The organism is Rhizobium sp. 268 (assembly GCF_036571585.1).
Lineage (GTDB): Bacteria > Pseudomonadota > Alphaproteobacteria > Rhizobiales > Rhizobiaceae > Rhizobium > Rhizobium redzepovicii.
This window is the reverse complement of record NZ_JAPPSO010000007.1, coordinates 45,892-68,216: the sequence shown is the minus strand read 5'-3', so window position 1 is coordinate 68,216 and position 22,325 is coordinate 45,892. Positions and strand designations below refer to the sequence as shown.

General features: G+C 61.8%; 22 protein-coding genes and 1 pseudogene. 13 read left to right on the top strand and 10 right to left on the bottom strand.

Going from position 1 to position 22,325, the window contains the following annotated elements; translation table 11 throughout:
* The first annotated feature begins 19 nt into the window (after positions 1-19).
* The 5 genes from OS035_RS15165 to cysE all read left to right on the top strand — a co-directional run bounded on the left by OS035_RS15165 (position 20) and on the right by cysE (position 4,462).
* Positions 20-808 (top strand): creatininase family protein, encoded by a 789-nt coding sequence (locus tag OS035_RS15165; protein WP_331813848.1) that lies wholly within the window; start codon positions 20-22, stop codon positions 806-808.
* A 147-nt stretch (positions 809-955) separates the two neighbouring features.
* Positions 956-2,056, top strand: coding sequence for a CobW family GTP-binding protein (locus tag OS035_RS15160; protein WP_331813847.1), 1,101 nt, complete (start codon positions 956-958; stop codon positions 2,054-2,056).
* Positions 2,056-3,045, top strand: coding sequence for a WD40 repeat domain-containing protein (locus tag OS035_RS15155; protein ID WP_331813846.1), 990 nt, complete (start codon positions 2,056-2,058; stop codon positions 3,043-3,045). Before OS035_RS15160 ends, OS035_RS15155 begins: the two co-directional genes overlap by 1 nt.
* Before the next feature lie 65 nt (positions 3,046-3,110).
* Positions 3,111-3,557, top strand: a complete 447-nt coding sequence (locus tag OS035_RS15150; RefSeq protein WP_183855058.1) for a GNAT family N-acetyltransferase — start codon at positions 3,111-3,113, stop codon at positions 3,555-3,557.
* A gap of 86 nt (positions 3,558-3,643) precedes the next feature.
* Entirely contained in the window at positions 3,644-4,462 is an 819-nt protein-coding gene (gene cysE, locus OS035_RS15145) for a serine O-acetyltransferase (protein ID WP_331813845.1), read from the top strand.
* A 64-nt stretch (positions 4,463-4,526) separates the two neighbouring features.
* On the opposite strand, the gene OS035_RS15140 is transcribed toward cysE, so the two are convergent.
* From OS035_RS15140 to odc2, 4 genes and pseudogenes are all read right to left on the bottom strand, one after another.
* The gene (locus tag OS035_RS15140; RefSeq protein WP_331813844.1) at positions 4,527-5,684 is read right to left on the bottom strand and encodes a GGDEF domain-containing protein; all 1,158 of its coding nucleotides are present in this window, start codon (positions 5,682-5,684) and stop codon (positions 4,527-4,529) included.
* Between the two features lie 90 nt (positions 5,685-5,774).
* Positions 5,775-6,802 (bottom strand): annotated as a pseudogene (locus OS035_RS15135) (serine hydrolase domain-containing protein).
* A 320-nt stretch (positions 6,803-7,122) separates the two neighbouring features.
* Positions 7,123-7,713 carry a GNAT family N-acetyltransferase gene (locus OS035_RS15130; RefSeq protein ID WP_097628698.1) on the bottom strand — a complete coding sequence of 197 codons (591 nt, stop codon included), beginning with the start codon at positions 7,711-7,713 and terminating at the stop codon, positions 7,123-7,125.
* 94 nt (positions 7,714-7,807) lie between these two features.
* Positions 7,808-8,941 (bottom strand): ornithine/lysine decarboxylase, encoded by a 1,134-nt coding sequence (gene odc2, locus OS035_RS15125; RefSeq protein ID WP_038691369.1) that lies wholly within the window; start codon positions 8,939-8,941, stop codon positions 7,808-7,810.
* A gap of 529 nt (positions 8,942-9,470) precedes the next feature.
* Between odc2 and OS035_RS15120 the strand changes: the two genes are divergently transcribed.
* The 3 genes from OS035_RS15120 to OS035_RS15110 all read left to right on the top strand — a co-directional run bounded on the left by OS035_RS15120 (position 9,471) and on the right by OS035_RS15110 (position 12,208).
* Complete coding sequence (locus OS035_RS15120; protein ID WP_097628793.1) at positions 9,471-10,364, top strand: LysR family transcriptional regulator; 894 nt, start codon at positions 9,471-9,473, stop codon at positions 10,362-10,364.
* A 132-nt stretch (positions 10,365-10,496) separates the two neighbouring features.
* Positions 10,497-11,138, top strand: coding sequence for a DUF1007 family protein (locus tag OS035_RS15115; RefSeq protein ID WP_131711054.1), 642 nt, complete (start codon positions 10,497-10,499; stop codon positions 11,136-11,138).
* Entirely contained in the window at positions 11,132-12,208 is a 1,077-nt protein-coding gene (locus tag OS035_RS15110; RefSeq protein WP_310805948.1) for a nickel/cobalt transporter, read from the top strand. Before OS035_RS15115 ends, OS035_RS15110 begins: the two co-directional genes overlap by 7 nt.
* Position 12,209: 1 nt before the next feature.
* Here OS035_RS15110 and OS035_RS15105 read toward each other — a convergent pair whose 3' ends face one another.
* The 4 genes from OS035_RS15105 to OS035_RS15090 form a co-directional block, all read right to left on the bottom strand.
* On the bottom strand, positions 12,210-12,416 hold the full coding sequence (locus OS035_RS15105; RefSeq protein ID WP_310805947.1) for a hypothetical protein: 207 nt from the start codon (positions 12,414-12,416) through the stop codon (positions 12,210-12,212).
* Positions 12,413-13,108: a GNAT family N-acetyltransferase gene (locus OS035_RS15100; RefSeq protein WP_097628695.1), complete on the bottom strand. Its 696-nt coding sequence runs from the start codon at positions 13,106-13,108 to the stop codon at positions 12,413-12,415. Before OS035_RS15100 ends, OS035_RS15105 begins: the two co-directional genes overlap by 4 nt.
* Before the next feature lie 63 nt (positions 13,109-13,171).
* Positions 13,172-13,891: a tellurite resistance TerB family protein gene (locus tag OS035_RS15095; protein WP_097628694.1), complete on the bottom strand. Its 720-nt coding sequence runs from the start codon at positions 13,889-13,891 to the stop codon at positions 13,172-13,174.
* Positions 13,892-13,997: 106 nt separating this feature from the next.
* A complete protein-coding gene (locus OS035_RS15090) occupies positions 13,998-14,636 on the bottom strand; it encodes a 2-dehydro-3-deoxy-phosphogluconate aldolase (RefSeq protein WP_097628693.1) in 639 nt (212 codons plus the stop codon).
* A gap of 152 nt (positions 14,637-14,788) precedes the next feature.
* Between OS035_RS15090 and OS035_RS15085 the strand changes: the two genes are divergently transcribed.
* The 4 genes from OS035_RS15085 to trhO all read left to right on the top strand — a co-directional run bounded on the left by OS035_RS15085 (position 14,789) and on the right by trhO (position 17,866).
* Positions 14,789-15,277 carry a CYTH domain-containing protein gene (locus tag OS035_RS15085; protein ID WP_097628692.1) on the top strand — a complete coding sequence of 163 codons (489 nt, stop codon included), beginning with the start codon at positions 14,789-14,791 and terminating at the stop codon, positions 15,275-15,277.
* Complete coding sequence (locus OS035_RS15080) at positions 15,255-16,163, top strand: CHAD domain-containing protein (protein WP_310805945.1); 909 nt, start codon at positions 15,255-15,257, stop codon at positions 16,161-16,163. The genes OS035_RS15085 and OS035_RS15080 overlap by 23 nt, the downstream gene beginning before the upstream one ends.
* Before the next feature lie 121 nt (positions 16,164-16,284).
* Complete coding sequence (locus OS035_RS15075) at positions 16,285-16,761, top strand: VOC family protein (protein ID WP_310805944.1); 477 nt, start codon at positions 16,285-16,287, stop codon at positions 16,759-16,761.
* 175 nt (positions 16,762-16,936) lie between these two features.
* Positions 16,937-17,866 carry an oxygen-dependent tRNA uridine(34) hydroxylase TrhO gene (gene trhO, locus OS035_RS15070; RefSeq protein WP_331813843.1) on the top strand — a complete coding sequence of 310 codons (930 nt, stop codon included), beginning with the start codon at positions 16,937-16,939 and terminating at the stop codon, positions 17,864-17,866.
* A gap of 52 nt (positions 17,867-17,918) precedes the next feature.
* Here trhO and OS035_RS15065 read toward each other — a convergent pair whose 3' ends face one another.
* Both OS035_RS15065 and OS035_RS15060 read right to left on the bottom strand, forming a co-directional pair.
* The gene (locus OS035_RS15065; protein WP_097628690.1) at positions 17,919-20,132 is read right to left on the bottom strand and encodes a putative bifunctional diguanylate cyclase/phosphodiesterase; all 2,214 of its coding nucleotides are present in this window, start codon (positions 20,130-20,132) and stop codon (positions 17,919-17,921) included.
* A gap of 123 nt (positions 20,133-20,255) precedes the next feature.
* Complete coding sequence (locus OS035_RS15060) at positions 20,256-21,641, bottom strand: GH1 family beta-glucosidase (protein WP_097628689.1); 1,386 nt, start codon at positions 21,639-21,641, stop codon at positions 20,256-20,258.
* Between the two features lie 203 nt (positions 21,642-21,844).
* Between OS035_RS15060 and OS035_RS15055 the strand changes: the two genes are divergently transcribed.
* Positions 21,845-22,249 carry a DoxX family protein gene (locus tag OS035_RS15055; RefSeq protein ID WP_097628688.1) on the top strand — a complete coding sequence of 135 codons (405 nt, stop codon included), beginning with the start codon at positions 21,845-21,847 and terminating at the stop codon, positions 22,247-22,249.
* Positions 22,250-22,325: the final 76 nt, after the last annotated feature.

Genomic DNA, 22,325 nt, shown 5'->3' with positions numbered 1-22,325 from the left:
AACAAGAGGCAACGACCGGATGATGACGCCTTCGCCCCGCTTCGACGATAGCGACCCGGTCTCCGCCCGCGGCGGGCGCCGCCCGATCGCCGTACTGCCGCTCGGCGCTTACGAACAGCACGGCCCGCACCTGCCCTTCGAAACCGACACCCTGATTGCGGAAGGCATTGCCGGACGATTGAAGGCGGCCTTATCAGCCGGCCTGCCGGTCACCTTCCTGCGCGCCGAACCTGTCGGCTATTCCATAGAGCATATGGATGTTGAAGGAACGAAGACGCTCGCCTTCGACGAAGCGGTCGACCGCTGGCTCGGCATCGCCAAGCGCCTGGCCGAGCAGGATATCCGCAAACTTGTGATGCTGAACGCCCATGGCGGCAATTCGCCCCTGATGACGATCGTCGCCACCGAGGCACGGATCCGCTTCGCCATGCTTGCCGTGGCGACAAGCTGGACCCGCTTCGGCCTGCCCGATGGCGTGATCGCGCCGGAGGAAAAGACGATCGGCATCCATGGCGGCGATATCGAAACCTCGGTGATGCTGGCGCTTCATCCCGACAAGGTCGATATGGCGAAGGCGGCGGACTTCCCATCCCGACAGAGCGAATTTGCCGGGCGCTTCAAACATCTGCGCGCCTACGGGCCGCATGCTTTCGGCTGGAAGATGTCGGATCTCAATCCGCAGGGCGCGGCAGGAAACGCCGCGGCTGCGACGGCTGAAAAGGGCGAAGCGCTGATTGCCCATGCGGTGAAAGGACTAGTGGAATTGCTGCGTGATGTCGACGCCTTCGACATCACGCTGTTCCGGTAAAGATCGGCATCCGAGCGGTGCAGACGATGTGATCTTATAACATTATAAAACCCTTTGAACTGCCGCGCCCATGCCATTATATGAGACCAACCGTTTGAAGCAGCCGATCCAAACCGCTCGGCCGCACGCCTAATCCTAGAGGTTCTCATGACCGACGCGATCTCCACGCTGAAGCCCATTCCCGTCACCGTGCTTACCGGTTATCTCGGCGCCGGCAAGACGACATTGCTCAACCGCATCCTTTCCGAAAATCACGGCAAGAAATATGCGGTCATCGTCAATGAGTTCGGCGAAATCGGCATCGACAACGACCTGATCGTCGAGTCCGACGAAGAAATCTACGAGATGAACAATGGCTGCGTCTGTTGCACGGTGCGCGGCGACCTGATCCGCGTCGTCGAAGGCCTGATGCGCCGTCCCGGTCGCTTCGACGGCATCATCGTCGAAACCACGGGCCTTGCCGATCCGGTACCGGTCGCCCAGACCTTCTTCATGGACGATGACGTGCGCGCCAAGACCGAGCTCGACGCGGTCGTCGCCCTTGTCGACGCCAAGCACCTGCCGCTGCGGCTGAAGGACAGCCGCGAGGCGGAAGACCAGATCGCCTTCGCCGACGTCGTCGTCATCAACAAGAGCGACCTGGTGACCCCGGAAGAGCTCGATGTGATCGAAGACATCGTCCGCGCCATCAACCCGGCCGCGCGTGTCTACAAGACCAGCCGCTCCGGCGTCGACCTCGCCCGCGTGCTCGATCAGGGCGCCTTCAACCTGGAGCGCGCGCTGGAAAACGATCCGCATTTCCTTGAGCACGGCCATGACGACCATGTCTGCGGCCCGGATTGCGATCACGACAACCACCACCATCATGATCATGAGCATGATCACCACGGGCACGAGCATCATCACCATGGCGCCCATCAACATGGTGCCATGTCGGCGATCCATGATGTGACGGTGCAATCGGTATCGCTGCGGGGCGGTCAGATGAACCCGGAACGCTTCTTCCCCTGGATCCAGAAGATCACCCAGACGCAGGGGCCGAACATTCTCCGCCTCAAGGGCATCATCGCCTTCAAGGACGATCCCGAGCGTTACGTCGTCCAGGGCGTGCACATGATCATCGAGGGCGATCACCAGCGGCCGTGGAAGGAAGGCGAGAAGCATGAAAGCCGTCTCGTCTTCATCGGCCGCGATCTCGACCGCGAAAAGCTCGAAACCTCCTTCAAGGCCTGCGAGGCAGTCGCCTGATGCCGACAGTTGCACCGCTTGATCTCGACGGCCACGTTCTGGCCGTCGAATTTTTAGGTGATGTCCCCTTCTTTGCCAGCGCCAACGGCACGTTTCACCGGCTGGATGGCGGCGACAGGGTTTCAGAAGCCCACCAAGGCATGCTCACCGCCATCCGCGATCCCCATAGCGAGAGCCTGATCTCGGGCGGCGAGGATGGCAAGGTGCTGCGCACCTCAGCCGACGGCAGCGTCAGCGAACTCGCCAGCGCGCCGCGCAAGTGGATCTCGCAGGTCGCGGCCGGCCCGCAAGGCGCCATTGCTTATTCCTACGGCAAGAGTTCGCTCGTGCGCCTTGCTGACGGCACGACCAAGGAATTTGCCGAGGAGCGCACGGTCGAAGGCCTTGCCTTCGCGCCGAAGGGCCTGCGCATCGCAGCCGCGCGCTATAACGGCGTGTCGCTGCACTGGATCGGTATGAACGCCAAGCCGATCGACCTCGAATGGAAGGGTGCGCATACCGGCGTCACCTTCTCGCCCGATGGCAATTTCCTCGTCACCTCCATGCAGGAAAACGCGCTGCACGGCTGGAAACTCGACAGCAAGCCCGGCGCTGAAGCCCGCCACATGCGCATGACCGGTTACCCCACCAAAGTGAAATCACTCTCCTGGTCGGTCAAGGGCAAATGGCTCGCTTCGTCAGGCGCGCCGGCGGCGATCGTCTGGCCCTTCCAGGGCAAGGACGGGCCGATGGGCAAGGCGCCGCTCGAGCTCGGCACCCGCGCCAACATCATGGCGACCGCGGTGAAGTTCCATCCGCTCGAAGATATCCTCGCCATCGGCTTCATCGACGGCATGATCCTCGCCGTGCGCATCGCCGACAGCAAGGAGGCGCTGCTGCGCCGCCCCGGCAAGGGCGCGGTCACGGCGATGAGCTGGAGCAAAAACGGCAAGCTGCTCGCCTTCGCCTCCGAAGCCGGCGATTGCGGCGTCATCGATATTTCGGCTTGAGCCTTATTGCTGGCCAGGACGACATCGTGACGGAAGCGGCAATCGTGGTGCTCGGCGCCGACCACATGCAGGCGGCCGCAACGATCAGGCGCGTGGCGCTGTGGCAGCGGCTGCCCTGGCTGCCGGATCTGCATACACCTGGTGAAGAAGAGCATTACTGGCGTATGCATCTGCTGCCGAATTGCACGATCCTCGGCGCCGCCATGGGAAACCGGCTGGTCGGCGTCATCGCCTATGGCGACGACTGGATAGAGCAGCTTTACGTTCTGCCTGACTTCCAGGGCATGGGCATCGGCTCCCTGCTTCTTGGCTGCGCCAAGGAGGAGATGGATGAAATCAGGCTCTGGACGTTCCAACGCAATATCGGCGCCCGGGCTTTCTACGAGCGGCACGGTTTTTCCATCGAGGAAGAGACCGACGGCGCCGACAATGAGGAAAAAGAAGCTGATGTGCGCTATCATTGGCGTCGGCTTCCGGAGTTGACGCCTGGCCTGCGACCATCTGGCGGCTAAAATCAGGGCTTGTCAAAAGCCTTGCCCGGGCAAAACATGAATCCGCGCAGGCATTGGCTGCGCAGTCGCCGACAGAGGAAACAGGAATGCCGAAATCGACCGGCCTTGGTCTGGCCGCGCAACAGCCGCAGTCCTTGGACAATGCATTCGTCTGGGCGGTGATCCGCGCCGAGGCAATCGAGCTTGCCGCGCGCGAACCGATCCTGCAACGGCTGCTCGCCGCGCAGATAACGGCCACCTCCGGCAGCAATGAGATCATCGCCCGCGTGCTCGCCGCACGGCTTGTTGCGACGCAGGTGGAAACGGGCGATCTGTTCGATCTCATCCTGTCCACACTCAACGACGATATCATGCGGGCGATCGAGGCCGATCTCGTCGCCGTGCGCCAACGCGACCCGGCCTGCACGACATTTCTTCACGCGCTCCTGAACCTCAAGGGGTTTCATGCACTGCAGACGCACCGCATCGCCCACGCGCTCTGGAATGCCGGCCGCTCGGAGATCGCCACCTGGCTCGCCAATCTCGCCTCGCTGGTCTTCGGCCCGGATATCCATCCGGCCGCACGGATCGGCGCCTCCATCATGCTCGACCACGGCTCGGGCATCGTCATCGGTGAAACGGCGGTGATCGAGGATGAAGTCTCGATCCTGCAGAATGTCACGCTCGGCGGCACTGGCAAGGAAACCGGCGACCGCCATCCGAAGATCCGCCATGGCGTGATGATCGGCGCCGGCGCCAAAATCCTTGGCAATGTCGAAATCGGCGCCTTCAGCAAGATAGCCGCCGGCAGCGTCGTGTTGAAGCCGGTTCCCGAACATTGCACGGTCGCCGGCGTGCCGGCAACGCTGGTGCGTGTCCACCGCGCCGACGAAATCCCCGCCGAGACGATGGACCAGAATATTTAGAGCCATTCCAGCAAAAGCGTGAAGCGGTTTTGCGTCCGGAATTGCGTAAAACAAACCCCGTCCGTTACGCGGCCTGCTGATTTTCTCCGAAGGCTTCGACCCGGTTGCGGCCTTCGCGCTTCGACCGATAGAGCGCCTCATCCGCCTTCTTTACCAGCTGTTCAAAATCTCCACCGCTTTCCCCACGCGTGGCGACGCCGATGCTCAGCGTCGGAAAGACGGCCAGATCCGGCCGCTGCATAACGGCCGCGGCAAAGGCAAGACGGATGTGCTCGGCAATTGCCACCGCCTCTTCCCGGGAAATGTTTTTCAGCACCGCCAGGAACTCGTCCCCGCCTTGACGGGCGAGCAGATCGTGGGAGGACATGATGCCTCGCGAGACGCTGGCGAAAAGCCGCAGGATATCGTCGCCGGCGGCGTGGCCATGCCGGTCGTTCAACTGCTTGAAGTGATCGATATCGATGATCAGCAGCGATACCGGCTGAGAACCGAGGGCCGGCAGGCGCTGGGCAAGGCCGCCGCGATTGAGCGCGCCGGTCAGCGGATCGTGGTGGGCGAGTTCGGTCAGCTGATTTCGACTGCGCTCGGCGGCCATCAGCACCATAGCCATGCTGCGCAGCATGATGAATGCGACCGCCGATACCGCCATCCAGCTATGGGCCACACTGCCGCCGAAAGGATCCGGCCCGCCGATCTCGCCGGTCGCCGCAAGAACGCTGCGCGCCGCAAAGATCATCGCAGTGCAGACATAGAGGCCGACGAGCAGGCCGGCCGAATAAAGCTTCTCACGCCGGGCAATACCGATTGCCTCCCTTGCGACGGCAAGATCGCAGAGGCAGCAGATGACGGAGACATAGAGGAGCCTCGCCGACACCGCCGAGGGATCGCTGACAATAAGTGCGACAGGCACGCTGACGAGAAGGATGGCCAGCCAGAAATAGCGCTGGTCAAGGGCCCGGCCGGCAAAGACCCGCACCGCGAAGAACATCAGCATGTAGCCGGCAATGGTCACGATATTGCCGCCGTCGACCGAGACCGAATAGGGAACGAGGTTGCGCAGCGCGACGAGGAAGGAACCGACGCCGACAAGCAGGTTGCTCAAGCCCCACCAGAGCGGCCATCTCTCGAAGCGGCCGGTCGCATAGGCTGCGAGCTGGAGGATGCCCAGCACGAAGCAGCTCACGGCAACAATGAAATAGATCGTCCTGAGATCCAGCAGCATGACGCTTTCCCGAAATTCTCGCGGACCATACAGCAAGCGTTTTGCGGTTTGATTGGGGGCTTCGCTAGAAATTTAACGATCACCGTTTTTTCAGGCGGCCCGCACCGTGCCGATGATATCTGCCAACGGGTGTGCAACAGATCCCGGTATCCGTTTCGCGCCGAGGGGCCGCTTTCCTCCGACGTCATGACGACCGTCAGATCCAGCGACGGGACGATGTAGAGCATCTGCCCGCCATAACCCCAGGCGAAATGCACCTGTTCACCGCCGATCTGCCGAGTGAACCAGCCATAGCCATATTCGTCGCCGGAAAAATGCGAGTTTGTGTGGTGCTGCCACGACTGGGAAATCCAGTCGGCAGGCACGACCTGCTCCCCTTCCCGAGTGCGCCCTCCATTGCGGTAGAGTTCGCCGAAGGCAAGCAGGGACCGGGCGCTCATCGCCATCTGATTGCCGCCGAGATAGATGCCCTGCGGATCGCGCTCCCATGCGCCGATGCGGAAACCGTCGACCGGGCCGAACCATTCACGCGCGAGCGCCAGCGTCGACCGCCGGCTAACCCTGGTGAGAATGGCCGACAGCAGATGCGTGGATGCGGTGGAATAGAGCATGTCCCCGCCGGGCTGATCGACGAAAGGCTGGGAGAGCGCAAAACGCACCCAGTTGCGCGAGGAGACCCAGCGGCCGTAATTCGGGCCCGACATGCGATCGAGCCCGGCCTGCATGGAGAGAAGATGACCGATGGTGATATCGTTGATGCGCGGATCCGGCGCCGCGGGGAGATCGGCCTTCAGGATTGGCGCGATCTTCTGATCGGGGCCTGCCAGCAGGCCCTTGCCGATGGCAATACCGACCAGCGCCGAAATGACCGACTTCGAAGCGGATTTGATATTGGTGGATTCCGACGGCGAATGGCCGTGGAAGCCGCGTTCGGCGAGCAACCGTCCGCCGCGTGCGACGATCACCGTCTTGAGAGGCCGCATCGCCGGGTCACCAGCCGCCCGATCGAGAAGGGGATTAAGCCCGGTGAAGGTGCGGGCCGTGCTCTGGGCAGCGGCCGGCATCGTCGCGGCAAGCGGCAAACTGAAGAGAACCAGAAGAGAGAGAACGCGGATCATGCAGCGCAAGATAGGATATCAGCCTGGCATGGTCGCGGGCCGGCAGTACATTTCACGCGATTGTGTTGCTAAAGCATGTCGCGCAAAAGTGTGCAGCCGTTTTCCGGCAACGATATGCGTAGAAACAAAGAGCTAAAGCGCGTCGCATGAATCAAGTTTGACGCGACGCGCTTTAAGTGCGTGAGGCATCCCGGTGAATCCACCCGCCACCCGAAAAAACAATCCGCGCCGCAACCACGGCAGGCCCGCCTGCCTCCATGGTCAAGCGGCGCGGATATTGCCGGCCGGGGTAAGGACGCTCAACCCCGGCCGGCCGATTGCTAGGCGGCGCGGCGAAGCGGCGCGCCGGCCAGCATGCGTCCCGAGGGGACGATCATGCCGGCCGCGCCGTCAAGCCAGCCTTCCGTGAGCTCGAGCGCCAGAAAGCGCGAGCGTTCGAACGGGCCTGGCATGACAAGATGGCGGGCCTTCTCGGCAAAAAAGCCGAAACGCTCGTAATAGGCGGCGTCGCCGACGAGCAGGACGGCGCCATGCCCGCGTTTCTTGGCTTCGAGGATCGCCGCGCGCATCAGCGCCGAGCCGATGCCCTTGCCGCCAAGATGCGGCGCGACGGCGAGCGGACCGAGCAGCAGCGCATCAATCGGTGTGCCCTCGTCATTGACGCCGGCCTCGATGTTCCAGAGCCGTACCGAGCCGATGACATGACCGTCGCGATCGCGCGCGACGAGCGCCAGCCCCTCGGCCGGAACACGGTTACGGCGGATCTTCTCCGACGACTTCTTGCGGCGGTCAGGCCCCATGACCCGGTCGAGCAGGTTTTCACGGGCAACGACGTCAGACGGATTTTCGGCGTCGATGGCGAAAGTGGTAGGCGCAAAGAATGCGCGGACAGAATCAAGAACAGCGGCCATCTTGGCCTCCCGTACCCAATACCGTTATCAGCGGCGATGAACGAAAATTGTGAAATTGCCGCCCCGGCTGGTTACGGGGCCGGCGGAAACGACCTTAGATGACGTAAGCCTTCAGCGGCTCGAAACCGTTGAAAGCGACCGCCGAATAGGTCGTCGTATAGGCGCCGGTGCCTTCGATCAGGACCTCGTCGCCGATCGAAAGGGAGATCGGCAGCGGATAGAGGTTCTTCTCGTAGAGCACATCGGCCGAATCGCAGGTCGGGCCGGCGATGACGCAGGGCTCCATCTCGTCGCCGTCGTGCTCCGTGCGGATCGGATAGCGGATGGCTTCGTCCATCGTCTCGGCGAGACCGCCGAACTTGCCGATGTCGAGAAAGACCCAGCGGGCATCGTCATTGTCCGACTTCTTCGAAATCAGCACGACTTCCGCCTTGATCACGCCGGCATTGCCGACCATGCCGCGGCCCGGCTCGATAATCGTCTGCGGGATCTGGTTGCCGAAATGCGTGCGCAGCGCCTGGTAGATCGACTTGCCGTAAGCTTCTGCGGACGGAACGTCGCGCAGATACTTGGTCGGGAAGCCGCCGCCCATGTTGACCATCTGCAGGTGGATGCCCTGCTTGGCAAGCGATACGAAGACGCGCTTGGCATCGGCGAGCGCCGAATCCCAGGCATCGACCTTGGTCATCTGCGAACCGACATGGAACGAGACGCCATAGGACTGAAGGCCGAGCTGATGGGCGTAGACGAGAACGTCGACGGCCATCTGCGGAACGCAGCCGAACTTGCGCGACAGCGGCCATTCGGCGCCTTCGCCATCGGTGAGCACGCGGCAGAAGACGCGGGCGCCGGGTGCGGCGCGCGAGATCTTCTCGACTTCCTCGTGGCTGTCGACGGCAAAGAGGCTGACGCCGAGCGCGTGCGCGCGGGCAACGTCGCGTTCCTTCTTGATCGTGTTGCCAAAGGAGATGCGTGCGGCGGTCGCACCGGCTTCCAGCGCCATTTCGATTTCGGCAACGGATGCGCAATCGAAATTGGAGCCGAGCCCTGCGAGCAGCTTCAGCACCTCAGGGGCCGGGTTGGCCTTGACGGCATAGTAGATGGCGCTGTCCGGCATGGCGTGACGGAAGGCATGGAAATTGTCGCGAACGACATCGAGGTCAACCACGAGGCAGGGACCGTCGGGACGTCGGGTTGCGAGAAAGTCGCGGATGCGCTGGGTGGTCATATCGTTCCCTCTTCCAATTCCAGAGCTCCGGCATCAGCCGGAGGACAAAGGGCATACGAGAACTCGCATTGGAACCAGCCGGTGGAGACCCCGGAACCATAGCAAGCGCTCGATGCGCAGATAGTGAACCAACGCCGCGATGCGGTGTAAGTTCGGCTTTGTCTGCCATGGATTGGAGGGAGAATCCCAACCGCACTTCCGGCAATGATGGTGTGCCTCTTCAGTAACCCCCGCTGATGGAAAGCAGGGAGAGAACAAAAAGGCCCGCACCGTCGTTGCTTCAGGCGTCCTCGCATTTTCCGGTTGGCCGGAATAGCGACTGGAGGGGTTAATTCCAGGTACCTTACCGATTTCCTCACCAATTCGAGGGTTCGGCGGACACCCATGGGCACGTGCGACTTTGGGCTGAGGTGGAAATAAGAATATTCGCCTTCATAATCAAGCGTTTTTTTTGATCTTGGGGTCAAAAAAATAATTGAACAGGAGGAGCCGATTTGTTCAACATTCCGAAACAGTTTAAGGGATGGCCATGGATACCTTGACCCGCATACGCGCCTTCATCGATGTCGTCGAGGCCGAAGGCTTTTCCGCCGCCGCCAGGCGCACCGGCCGCTCCAAGGCGCTGCTCTCCAAATATGTGCGCGAGCTGGAAGATGAACTCGGCGCCCTGCTGCTCAACCGCACCACCCGGCAGTTCTCCATGACCGAGGCCGGCCACACCTATTACCGTAGCGCCTCCGATATCCTCAAGGAGATCGATAACCTTGCCGACCTCGTGCGTGAAAACAATGCGCAGCTGAAGGGACGGCTGCGCATATCCGTGCCCCGCACTTTCGTCGATGCCGATGTCGGCCAGTCGCTGATCGATTTCTCCAGGGAGAACCCGGATCTTTCGCTGGAGATCGCCGCCGACGACCGGTTTGTCGACCTGATCGAGGAAGGCTTCGACGTGGCGATTCGCATCAGCAAGCTCGAAGATTCCGGCATGATCGCCCGCAAAATCTCCGATTTTCGCGTCCACCTCTGCGCCACCCCGGATTTCCTCGAACGCCATCCCGATCTTGCCCATCCGAGTGACATTTCCAACGTCCCTTTCATCGTCGATACCAATTCGCGCACCCAGGCGAGCATCCGCTTCCACAATCCCGACAACACCTCATTCACCGTCGCCGTCTCCGGCCCGATGGAGGTGAACAGTCCGCATGCGACTTTGCGCGCAGCCCTCGCCGGCATCGGCATCGCCCTCATCCCAGATTTCATCGCCCGCAAGCCGATCGAGAGCGGCGAGCTGGTGACGCTGTTCAATGATTATCTCCCGACCGACCGCGGCATCTATGCCGTCTATCCGCACCGCCGCTACCTACCGGCCAAGGTGAGGATCTTCGTCGATTATCTCAACAACTGGTTCAAGAAACATCCCTAGCGCCGCTCTTGCGGCTGCGACATCGCGCCCCGCGCAAACCCACGGCTCTCTGAATCCAATGCGGAATCCGGTCCCAATTCCGTCCCAATTTCTGGCAAGAAGTCAGGGTCACCGAACAGGGCAGCGGAACAAATGAGATATTCGACGATACTGATGGCCGCGCTTGTTTCGCTGGCGCCGGCCGCCGCCCTTGCCCATCCGCACATCTTCGTGGAGGCGCGCCTCGAGGTCGTGGCCGGCAAGGATGGCAGCGTCGAGGAACTGCGCAATGTCTGGCGTTTCGACGAGGTTTTCTCCTCCTCGGTCGTCATGGATTTCGACAAGAACACCGATCTGAAGCTGGAGCCGAACGAGCTCGCCGAGGTCGGAAAAACGGTAAAGCAGTCGCTTGCCGAATATGATTACTACATGAACCTGACCATCGACGGGAAGAACGTCACCGTTCAGAAGCCAGACATCATCCACGTCGACTACAAGGATGGCCAGCTGCTGATGTTCTTCGCGGTCAAGCCGGTGGAGAAGATGCCGCTGAAAGGCAGGCTCAGCTTCGGCGTCTACGACCCGACGCTGTATACCTCGATCGACTTTCCCACCGACAACGAACTGGCAATCGTCGGCGACGGCTTCAAGGCCTGCAAGCATCAGGTGGTGCGGCCGGATGCCGACCAGGTGATCTCGCAGAACAAACAGTCGCTGACCGACGCCTTCTTCAATGATCCCACCGGCACCAACATGTCCAAACTCTTCGCCACCCGGCTGGAGGTCACATGCTGACGAAGCGCCTGCCGTTCATCCTTGCCGCCTCGGTCTTGGCGCTACTGGCGGCGGCAAGCCTCGCCCATGCGCAATCGCCGCTCGGCATCGGCACGGCGGAACCGAGCTTCCAGCCGACCGGCGGGCCGCTCGCACCGCTTTTGCTCTATGTGAATTACGAGCAGCAGGCCTTCTACCGGGCGCTGACCGATGCCTTGAAGGCGATGCGTGAGGATCCGTGGCAACTGGCCTCGCTGATCGGCCTCTCCTTCGCCTATGGCGTCTTCCATGCCGCCGGCCCCGGTCACGGCAAGGCAGTCATTTCCTCCTACATGATCGCCAACGAGATCGAGCTGAAGCGCGGCGTGGTGATTTCCTTCATCTCGGCCTTTATCCAAGGCGTGGTGGCGGTGGCGCTGGTCGGCGGCGCCTGGCTGGTGCTGCGCGGCACCGGCATCACGCTGACGGCGGCGACCCATGCGATGGAGATCGCAAGCTTCGTCATGGTCATCCTGTTCGGCGGCTGGCTGCTGTTCCGCAAACTGCGCTCGATGCTCGGCAACATGCCGCACCGCCGGCTGATGGCGGCGTCAGCCGGTCCGGTCAGCATGATGCTCGACTGGAAGGACAATGCCGCCGAACGCCAGACCTATGCGTTCAACGGCAAGGCGCAGGCTGTCGAAGCCGGCCATACCTTTGTTCCCGGCATGGCCTGCGAGACCTGCGGCAATGCTCATGTGCCGGATCCCGCCCTGCTTGCCGGCGACAGGTTCAGTGCCCGCGAGGCATGGTCGGCGATCGTCGCCGTCGGCCTTCGCCCCTGCTCCGGCGCATTGCTGGTCATGACCTTTTCGCTGCTGAACGGGCTCTATCTCGGCGGCGTGCTGTCGGTTGCCGCCATGTCGCTCGGCACCGCGATCACCGTTTCCCTGCTGGCCACCCTTGCCGTCACCGCCAAGAGTGCCGCCGTCCGCCTATCCGGACGCGGCTCAACCGCCTCTGTCTGGATCGGCAACGCCATCGAAATCCTCGGCGCCTTGCTGGTTATCGTGATGGGGACCCTGCTCCTCGGAGCGTCGCTGCAGGGATAGGCTACTTCCCCTTGCTGCGCTGATAGCGCGCCCGCAGCCAGAAAACCGCGAAAAACGCCATGATAAGGCAGACGCCGACGGCGATCCCCAGCACCGGCGAGAAATTGCCGATCCATAAAACGATGGTCGGCAGGAAATAGAGGACGAGGCCGGCGCCGAGCAGGATGATGGCGGCGGCGATTGTCTGCGAGCGGCTCTCGGGGCTCACGCGAGCCTTTCCTTTTCCAGATCGGCGCGAATATCCTGCAGACGGCGGATCTGATTGCCGGCGGCATCGAAATTCTCCGGCGAAAGCCAGGCCTCGAAGGCATCGTTGAGCAGCGGCCATTCGGCATCGATCATCGAGAACCAGGCGGTGTCGCGGTTGCGGTGCTTGGCGATCATGTGCTGGCGGAAGACCCCTTCGAAGCTGAAGCCGTAGCGCGCCGCCGTCGTCTTGCTCGCCTCGTTCTTATTGTCGCATTTCCATTCGTAGCGGCGGTAGCCGAGCTCCTCGAAAACGTGCTTGGCCATCAGGTAATGCGCCTCGGTCGAAAGCGGCGAACGCTTCATCTCCGCACCATGCGCCACCCCGCCGATCTCGACGACGCCGTTTGCCGGGTCGGCGCGCATGTAGTTCGCCATGCCCACAATTTTGCCGGTGGCGTTGTCACGGAAGATATGGGTGAGCCAGCCGGACTTGGTGTAGACGGTTTCCAGCCAGTTGGCGAAATCCTCGATCCCGGAGAAATCGTCCTGCGCGAAATAGAGAAGCAGCGGGTTGATGCCCATGCCGCCAAGCCCGTCCCACAGCGCCTCGAGATGCTCGGCGCGCCGATAAGGTTCGACGGTGACGAAACGGCCCTTCAGCGTCACCGGCTTCGGCGCCGGGCAGCCCTTGAAATTTGCAAGATCGCGCATGTTCACTCCCCTTGTCCAGGAGTGGATAGGCCAGCCACCCGACAAAGGCAACCGGCCTAGATGTTACTGTGACAAGGTAACTTTTGCGGAGGACACCGTCGCCTCGATATGATCGACCAGCTGGTCGGCAAGGCCGAGCCTGCCGGCAAGCAGATCGAGATAACCACGCTCGGCCCGCGAATCCGGCTCGATGGTGAGCCGCGAGGCGGTATAGAGTTCGACGCGCTGTTCTTCCGTCGTCGCGGCGGCGACCAGTGCATCGAGATCGGTCGGCGAAGCGAGTTCGCGTTCGATGAAGGCCGCAGCCTCGCCGCTGACATCGGCGGCCTTGACCTTGTCCATGATAAGGGCCCGTTCGGCATCGTCGATATGACCGTCGGCCTTGGCGGCGGCGATCATCGCGCGGATCAGCACTAGCACAAACTCATTGCTGCCGGCCGGCGAGGCCGGCCCGAAGCCGGATTCGACAGGCGGTGGCAGGAGAACCGGATTGTTGGCCGAGGGTGCATCCGAAGGGGCTGCTGGCGCCTGCCCTGCCTGGTAATTTTTGTAGGCCTGGTAGCCGAGGCCGGCGATAGCGGCAAGACCGCCGATCGCCAGGGCGTTGCCAGCAATACTCCGGCCGGTCTTAGTGCCGAGAAGCGCGGCTGCGATCGCACCGGTCTTCATCGGATTGTTCTTTGCCGTCTGCATGGCCTCGCCCGCCCTGTCGCGGACCGAGCCACCAAGGCCCGGCACCTGCGAACCCAAGAACTGGTCGAGAAGCTTCTTCGCGTCGAACATTCCTCGTCGTCTCCCTGTTAGCTGGAGGACTACATAGGTTTGCGACGGTTGGAATACAAACAGAGGAGGGGGAATTGTGCCGTGAGGCTCATCCCCTGCCCCAAACTCAGGCCTTCAGCGCCGCAGCCTCTGCTGCGAGCCTGGTGATCCCCGCCCAGTCGCCGGCCGCGACCAGTTCCTTCGGCGCCACCCAGGAGCCGCCGACGCAGATGACGTTCGGCAGCGACAGATAGTCATTGGCGTTCTTCAGCGAAATGCCGCCGGTCGGGCAAAACAGCGTGCCGGCCAGCGGCGAGGAGAGCGCCTTGAGCAGAGCGGCGCCGCCAGCCTGCTCTGCCGGGAAGAACTTCAGCACCTGATAGCCTTCTTCGCGCAAAGCCATGACCTCGCTGGCGGTCGCAGCACCGGGAAGCAGCGGCACATCGGAATCGGCTGCGGCATCGAGCAGTTCCTGCGTCGTGCCCGGGCTGACGATGAATTTCGAGCCGGCCTCGACGGCGGCTTCCCAATGGGCGGCGTTCAGGATCGTGCCGGCACCAACTTCGGCGCCCTCGACCTCGGCGGCGACGGCGCGCACGGCATCGAGTGCCGCCGGCGTGCGCATGGTGATCTCGATCGCCTTCAGACCGCCCGCGACAAGCGCGCGGGCCAGCATTACGGCCGACTTGGCATCGTCGACGATCAGGACCGGAACGACAGGCTGGAGTTTCAGGATGGAAAGGAGCTTTTCTGTTTTCTCGCCCATAGCCGTGCGACTTCCTTGAAACGATTGAATTCGACCCCGAATAACGTCCTAATGGAACCTTGTCGAGATAAAACCAATTCCTAAGACAGGGTGGGTATGAAATCCCGGGAAAGTGGGCTACCGTGCGGCATCGTCACAAAAGGTTCACCGGTATGGCGAAAGAGATCGAGCGGAAGTTCCTCGTACGCAGCGATGGATGGCGTTCCGCCGTCGAGACGAAGTCTGCACTGAAGCAGGGCTATATCGCCTCCATGGACGATCGTTCCGTCCGGGTGCGTATCCTCGATAGCAGGAAGGCGAGACTGACGATCAAGATCGGCCGCAGCGCCATCACTCGTGACGAATTCGAATACGACATCCCGATCGCCGATGCCGAGGAACTGTTGCAGAACGCGATCGGCATCGTCATCGAGAAGACGCGCTACCGTGTTCCGTATGAGGGTTTCGTCTGGGAGGTCGACGTCTTTGCCGGCGAACATCGCGGCCTTGTGATTGCCGAGGTCGAGATGACCGCAGAGACAGACGATCCAGCGCTGCCCGCTTGGCTCGGCCGCGAAGTAACCGGCGATTTCCGCTATTCCAACCAGGCCCTTGCCACAGAATATGGGCACGACAGGCATGGCCTACCGCATTCGGCCTAAGGCTGATTTCACCAGTGAATTCCGCAGCGCCGCGAAAGAGCAGCTGGACGATGCGATCGCACTGATCGAAGAACAGCCGGACGGCGCCCATGAGGCGATCCATTCCTTCCGTAAGAACCTGAAACGATTGCGCTCGCTCTACCGGCTCGTGGCCCGCGAGGCGCCGGATTTCCAGGATCGCGAAAATGCCAGGCTGCGCGATGCCGCCCGTTCGCTTTCGGCGATCCGCGATGCCAACGCCCTCATCGGCACGGCGCAATATCTGCAGCGGACTGCCCGCGAGAAAGAAGAGAGCGAGGCACTCGGCCGCATCATCACCGTGCTTGAAGGCCGCCGTGACTGGATGGCGCAGGCCGAAAGCGGCCTTAAACAGCGCTTGGCGGAAACCATCGACGTTCTGAAGGAGGCGTCCGCCGCCCTGGATGGCGTCTCGTTCAATGGCCGCCACCGCAAGAATGCCCGCAAGCTGGCGAAGAGCTGGCGCCGCACCGCACGAAAGGCGAATGCGGCGCTTGCTGCCTGCCATGGCGAGGCATCTGCCGACGACTTCCACAAGCTGCGCAAACGCACCTACGACTATCGGCTCTATCATAGCCTGTTGCGCGATGTTTGGCCCGGGGCGATGAAGGCCAAGCGCGACGCGGCCAAGGAACTCGTCGAGGATCTCGGCCATATTCATGATCTTGCCGTGCTCTCCGAACTGGTCGAGGCCGAGCCGCAGCTCTTCACCCGCAATGACGACCTTGCCCATCTGCTCGACGCCATCATCTTCCGCCAGCAGGAAGACCGGCGGCAAGCGCTTGTCAAAGCCGAAACCGTCTTCGCCGATGATCCCGACGAGGAAGCACAGCGCATCGAGCTTCTCTGGCTGACGGCCGGGAGCTAAGGCGGCATCCCTATGGCGCCAACGCCTCTGAAATATTTCAGCAAGACTATTGACCTCAACTAATCTTGAGGTCCTAGCCTCCGGCGGTCGAGAAAGCATAGACCTGACCCGCGAGGAAGAAATGACCGCCGAAAATACCGCGATGCCGAAGCTGCTCGGGCTCTACGAGACCCATCTGACCGTTGCCAATCTCCAAACCTCCACGGACTTCTACCGCGATATCGTCGGGCTCGAACCGGCGGCCTCCTTCGAGGAGCGCAAAGTCGCTTTCCTCTGGGTGGACGACCGGAAGACCGGCATGCTCGGCCTTTGGGAAGCCGGAACCGGACCGCTGAACATGCGGCTGCACATCGCCTTCCGCATGACCGCCGACGGGGTGGTGCAGGCGCCCGCCCATCTCAAGGAAAAGGGGGTGGAGCCTCTCGGCTTTACCGGTGAGCCAGCGACGGAGCCGGTGGTTCTCGGCTGGATGCCGGCGTTGTCTATCTATTTCAAGGATCCCGACGGACACTCCATCGAGTTCATCAGCATCCTCGACGACACTCCGGACCCAAGCTTTGGCGTGCGGCCGTTTTCCGAATGGCAGGCGAAAGCCTAAAGCGCGTCGCATCAAACTTGATTCATGCGACGCGCTTTAGCTCTTGTTTTGATGCATGTCGTTATTCGGGAACCGCTGCACACTTCCCGGCGACATGCATCAATCGCTCATCCGCCAAAGCGGCCACCCGTGAAGGCAATTGCACGATCCGCCGATTTTCTGTATTTCCGCCCCCATGACCGACAGCCTGACACACACCAGCCCGTTCCTCGTGGCCGCACTCTACCATTTCGTATCCGTGCCGCGCTTTGAGAGCCTGCAAGGCCCGCTGCAGGCGCTTTGCGAGGAGAGCGGCGTCAAGGGAACTCTGCTTCTGGCACATGAGGGCATCAACGGCACGATCGCCGGCCCGGATGCCGGTGTTGCCGCCGTGCTCTCCTTTCTGCGGACCCAGCCGGAATTCTTGGGTCTGGAGCATAAGGAAAGCCGCGCCTCGAAAATGCCTTTCCTGCGCATGAAGGTTAAGCTGAAGAAAGAGATCGTTACCATGGGCGTCGAGGATATCGACCCCAACAAAGTGGTTGGCACCTATGTGGCGCCTCAGGACTGGAACGCGCTGATTTCCGATCCCGATACGATCGTCATCGACACCCGCAACGATTACGAGACGGCAATCGGCACCTTTCGCGGCGCGCTCGACCCGAAGACGAAGACCTTCCGCGAATTTCCCAATTGGGTGCGCAATAATTCCGGCCTGCACAACAAGCCCAAGATCGCCATGTACTGCACCGGCGGCATACGCTGCGAGAAGGCCACCGCCTTCATGAAGGCCGAGGGCTTCGACGAAGTCTATCATTTGAAGGGCGGCATCCTGAAATATCTCGAAGAAGTGCCGCAGGAGGAAAGCCTCTGGGACGGCGCCTGCTTCGTTTTCGACGAGCGCGTCTCCGTCGAGCACGGGCTGAAGGAAGGCGAACACCGGCAATGCCATGCTTGCCGCAACCCGATCACCGCGGAAGAAATCACCTCGGCGCTCTACGAGGAAGGCGTTTCCTGCAGCCATTGCTACCACACCCGCACCGAAGAGGATCGGCTGCGCTACCGTCAGCGGCAGCACCAGATCGCCCTCGCCAGGAAACGCGGCCAGCGGCATATCGGCAGCTGAGTCAGTATCCTTTCCGGATCAGCCGCGTGTTAGGAAAATCTCCCAGCGCCCGTCAGGCTGCGCCGAGACGGCGCCGGCCTTCCGGTTCGGCTGTATGCCGCGCGTGCAGCATCTCGGTGATCAGATCGGCGGTCATCGGTTTTCCGAACAGATAACCCTGCAGGCAATCGCAGCCGAACAGGCGCATGGCGATTGCCTGCTCCTCGGTCTCGATGCCCTCGGCGGTCACCGGAATGTCGAGAGAGCGGGCAAGCGCCACGGTCGCCTGCAGCATCTCGCGCTGGCGCTTGTCCTCATTGACCCCCATGACCAGCGAGCGGTCGATCTTGATGCGGTCGAAGCCGAACTGCCTGAGGTAACCGATTGACGAGAAGCCGGAGCCGAAATCGTCGAGCGCCACCTTGACCCCCAGCGCCTTCAGCCGTTCGATCGACTGGCGGGTGCGCTGCGGATTCTGGATCATGTAGCCTTCGGTGATCTCGAGCGTGATGCGGGCGGCCTCGACCTCCGTCTGCTTCAACACGTAGCGCACATAATCGGCAAAAGCGGGATTGCGGAACTGGCCAGGGGAGACGTTGACCGAAACGTTGAGTTCCGGCCATTGCTTGGCTGTTTCGCAGGCCTTGCGCAGTACGAACAGGCCGAGCGATTCGATGAGGCCGCTGGTCTCGGCGATCGGGATGAACACCTCGGGCGAGATAGGGCCATGACCCGGACGGTTCCAGCGCACCAGCGCCTCGACGCCGGTCGGCGCATACGAGGCCGCATCGATCAGCGGCTGGTAGGCGAGCGTTAGATCACCGCTTTCGATGGCCATCCTGAGGTCGAGTTCCAGCGCATTGCGCTGCTCCCGGTCGGCATCCATCGACGGATCGTAAAGCGTCATGCGCGCACGGCCGGCTTCCTTCGCCTTGTACATGGCAAGGTCGGAGCGGCGCACCAGCTCCTCCCGGCCGATGGTGCCGGCGGGCGACATGGCGATGCCAATGCTGGCCCCGACAACAACGACGCGGCGACCGATCTCCAGCGGCTCGACCAGAAAATCAAGGATCTGCTCGGCAAGTTGCAGGGCCGCGGCATTCTCGCCATCCGAGAGAAAGGCGATCGCAAATTCATCGCCGCCGATGCGAGCAAGAACCGCGCCTTGCGGAATAAGCACGTCGAGACCGGCCGCGACCGCGCGAATCAACTGATCGCCGGTGCCGTGGCCATAACTGTCATTGACTTCTTTGAAGCCGTCGAGGTCGAGATAGAGGAGCAGCACGTTGCGTTTGGTCTGGCGCGCCTCGACGACGAAACGGTCGACGGCAAGCCCAAGACCGTCGCGATTGGAAAGGCCGCTCAGCCGGTCGCGCAGCGTCTCCTCGCGGGCGCTGTTTTCATCGGCCTTCAGCCGGCGGCCGGTGAACCAGCCGATGACCAGCAGCACCACGAAGAACAGCCCGACAAGGCCGAGCGCCTGCAGGACCATCGGTCGCACCTGTGCGTAGCCGACATCACCCGGCGAACGCGAGGTCCAGACAAGCTTTTGAAGCGTTGCCCCCGTCGGATCGACGATCGGCACAAAATAATCGGCCTCGAAGCTCGCCGGCGCCAGCCTCAGCCCACCGATGACATAGGTCTGGCCGAGCGCGGTCACCCGGTCATTGTCGAGATGGCGGGCGAAAACGAGATAGCGATGCTGGCCGGCAGGCGCATCCAGCGCACCGGATTTTTTCCGCACCAGGGCGACGCCGACAGCAGCAACACCGCGTTTGGTGGTGACGAAGCCGACTGCCTGGGGAGTCCCGGCCGGGTCGGCCGCCTTGGCCGCGTCGAACAGGGTCCAGAGCGACGGCGCGAAGAAATCCGCAAGCGGATCCTCCATCGGCTTGCCGTCGCGATAGGCCATGATCGGCTTCTTCCCGTCATCAATGACAATCGCCATGTCAAAAAGCGAGCTGTTGACCGACATCTCGCCGTAATTGCTCACCGTCCAGGCCATGCCGTCGGGCGAATAGACGTTGACGGCGGCATCGTCCCAGGCGGCGTAATCGTCGAGCGTCGCGCCGAGCTGGTCCTCGAAAGTCTTCAACGCCCCGATCGTCGTTTCGCGCGAGCGCTCGTCATCGAGGAGATTGGCATTTTCGGCCACGCGCTCGAGCGCCGTCAGCACCATGACGGTGACGATTGCAACGATGACGGCAAAGGAGAAAAGCACCCCCGTAACGGTGATGTGACGGCCTACTCCCAAACCCTTGCTCTGCGACTTTCCGGCTGTCTGCATCACGGCTCCCTGACCGTCTGACTTTGCCAGCCAAGAGTTCAAAAACGTTTAAGCAACCAACTGTTGAAGATTTGCGAGGGCCTATTTCTTTGCCTGCCGATGCGGAAAATGAGAGAAACAAGGTCAGCTGTCCCACAAACCCGCCTTGTGATTGCCCTTCGGGAATTGTGCTGCGAGTTCGCGATACCACTTGCCGCTCTTCTTCACCGTGCGCAACTGGGTCTGATAATCGACATGGACGAGGCCGAAACGCATGCGGTAGCCTTCCGCCCATTCGAAATTATCCATGAGGCTCCAGGCGAAATAGCCGCGCATGGGATAACCGTCCTTGATGAGGCCCGCCACGACATCGAGATGGTCGCCGAGATAATCGAGACGCATGGTATCGTCGACTTCGCCGTCGACGATACCGGTGTTGTCGCAGGCGCCGTTCTCGGTGATGTAGCATTCCGGCAGTTCGTAGCGACGGTAAAGGTCCTCGACCAGCAGCTTCAATCCCGGCGCATAGATTTCCCAACCGATATCGGTTTTGACGTCGCTTGCCGGCGGCGCTTTCACCGTCCAGGGGAAATCACCGTTGCGTTCGGCATCGTCGGTGACGCGCTCGGGCGTGTAGTAATTCAGACCCCACCAGTCGAGTTTCTGGCTGATCAGCATCATGTCGCCGTCCTCGATGACAGGCATGCGCTCACCGAGCGCCTCGACGAATTCCTTCGGATATTCACCCTTGAAGACGGGATCAAAGAAGGCCCCGTTGTGGAACTGATGCGCGCGTTCGGCGGCGGCAAGATCGGCCGGGCTCTCGGAGCCGGGGATGATCGAGGCGGCGTTGAGCACGAGCCCGACGGGCACCGCAGGGGCTTCCGAGCGGATCGCCTCGACGCCGAGACCGTGGGCGAGGTTCATGTAGTGCATGGCGTGAAGGGCGGCCTGCATATTGCGCTCGCCCGGCGCATGGATGCCATAGAGGTGGCTCAGCCAGACGATGCACCACGGCTCATTGAAGGTCGCGACGGCGTCGAGACGATCGCCAAGCCGGTTCATCACCGTCTTGGCGTAGCGCTGAAAGGCATAGGCGGTCGAGCGCGCCGTCCAGCCGCCGTCGCCGGCCAGCAGCAGCGGCAGGTCCCAGTGATAGAGCGTGGCAAAGGTCCTGATCCCGCGCGCCTTGCAGCCGTCGACCAGCCGGTCGTAGAAATCGAGCCCGGCCTCGTTCACCGCACCCGTGCCGTCGGGGATGATGCGCGGCCAGGCGATCGAGAAGCGGTAGGCTTCGACACCCATATCCTTGATAAGATCGAGATCCTGCTCCAGCCGGTTATAGTGGTCGCAGGCGACGTCGCCATTATCGCGATTATAAACTCGGCCGGGCATATTGCAGAAAGCATCCCAGATGGATGGCTTGCGCCCGTCGGCCTTAACAGCACCTTCGATCTGGAAGGCGGCGGTGGCGACGCCGAAGGTGAAATCGCCGGGAAGGCGGCTTGCAAGCGTCTTCGCATCGATCATCTGTAAATCCCATTTCTCAGCGTGTGAATGGATCGTCCGGGCTCGGATTTAGCCAAGCCGGAAAGCAAAGTACAGGCCGGGGAGTGGAACGCGACTGCCCTCATAACGCGAATGTCACCAGTCGTGACTTGATGTCGGGCCGGCGATCGCGGACACCGCCAAGACATCGCAAACAAGACATCGCAAAACATGAAAGGAATCCGATGCTGTCTTCGATCCATCTGTTGCAGCCCCATCTGCTGAGCCTGCTGCGCATCGTCTCGTCACTTGTGCTGTTCAGCTACGGAACGCAGAAGATTCTGCATTTTCCGGCCGCTGCCAGCGTGCCGCCCGCAGGCTCGCTCTCGTGGATTGCCGGGCTGATCGAACTCACCCTAGGCTTCCTGGTTCTGGTCGGATTCCAGACCCGGATCGCAGCCTTCGTGCTCTCGGGCCTGATGGCTTTCGCCTATTTCATCGGGCATGCCTCGAAGGGCATCTACCCTGCACAGAACGGCGGCGTCGCGGCGATCCTGTTCTGCTTCGTCTTTCTGTATCTGGTGGCGGCAGGCGCCGGACCGCTCAGCGTTGACAACCTGCTGAAGCGCGGCCGTACCGCTGCTGCCTGATCACTATAAACAAAACGCCGAGGCGACTTTTAAGCCCACCTCGGCGTTTTTCATTGGGCGATGCGGATCGGTAAGG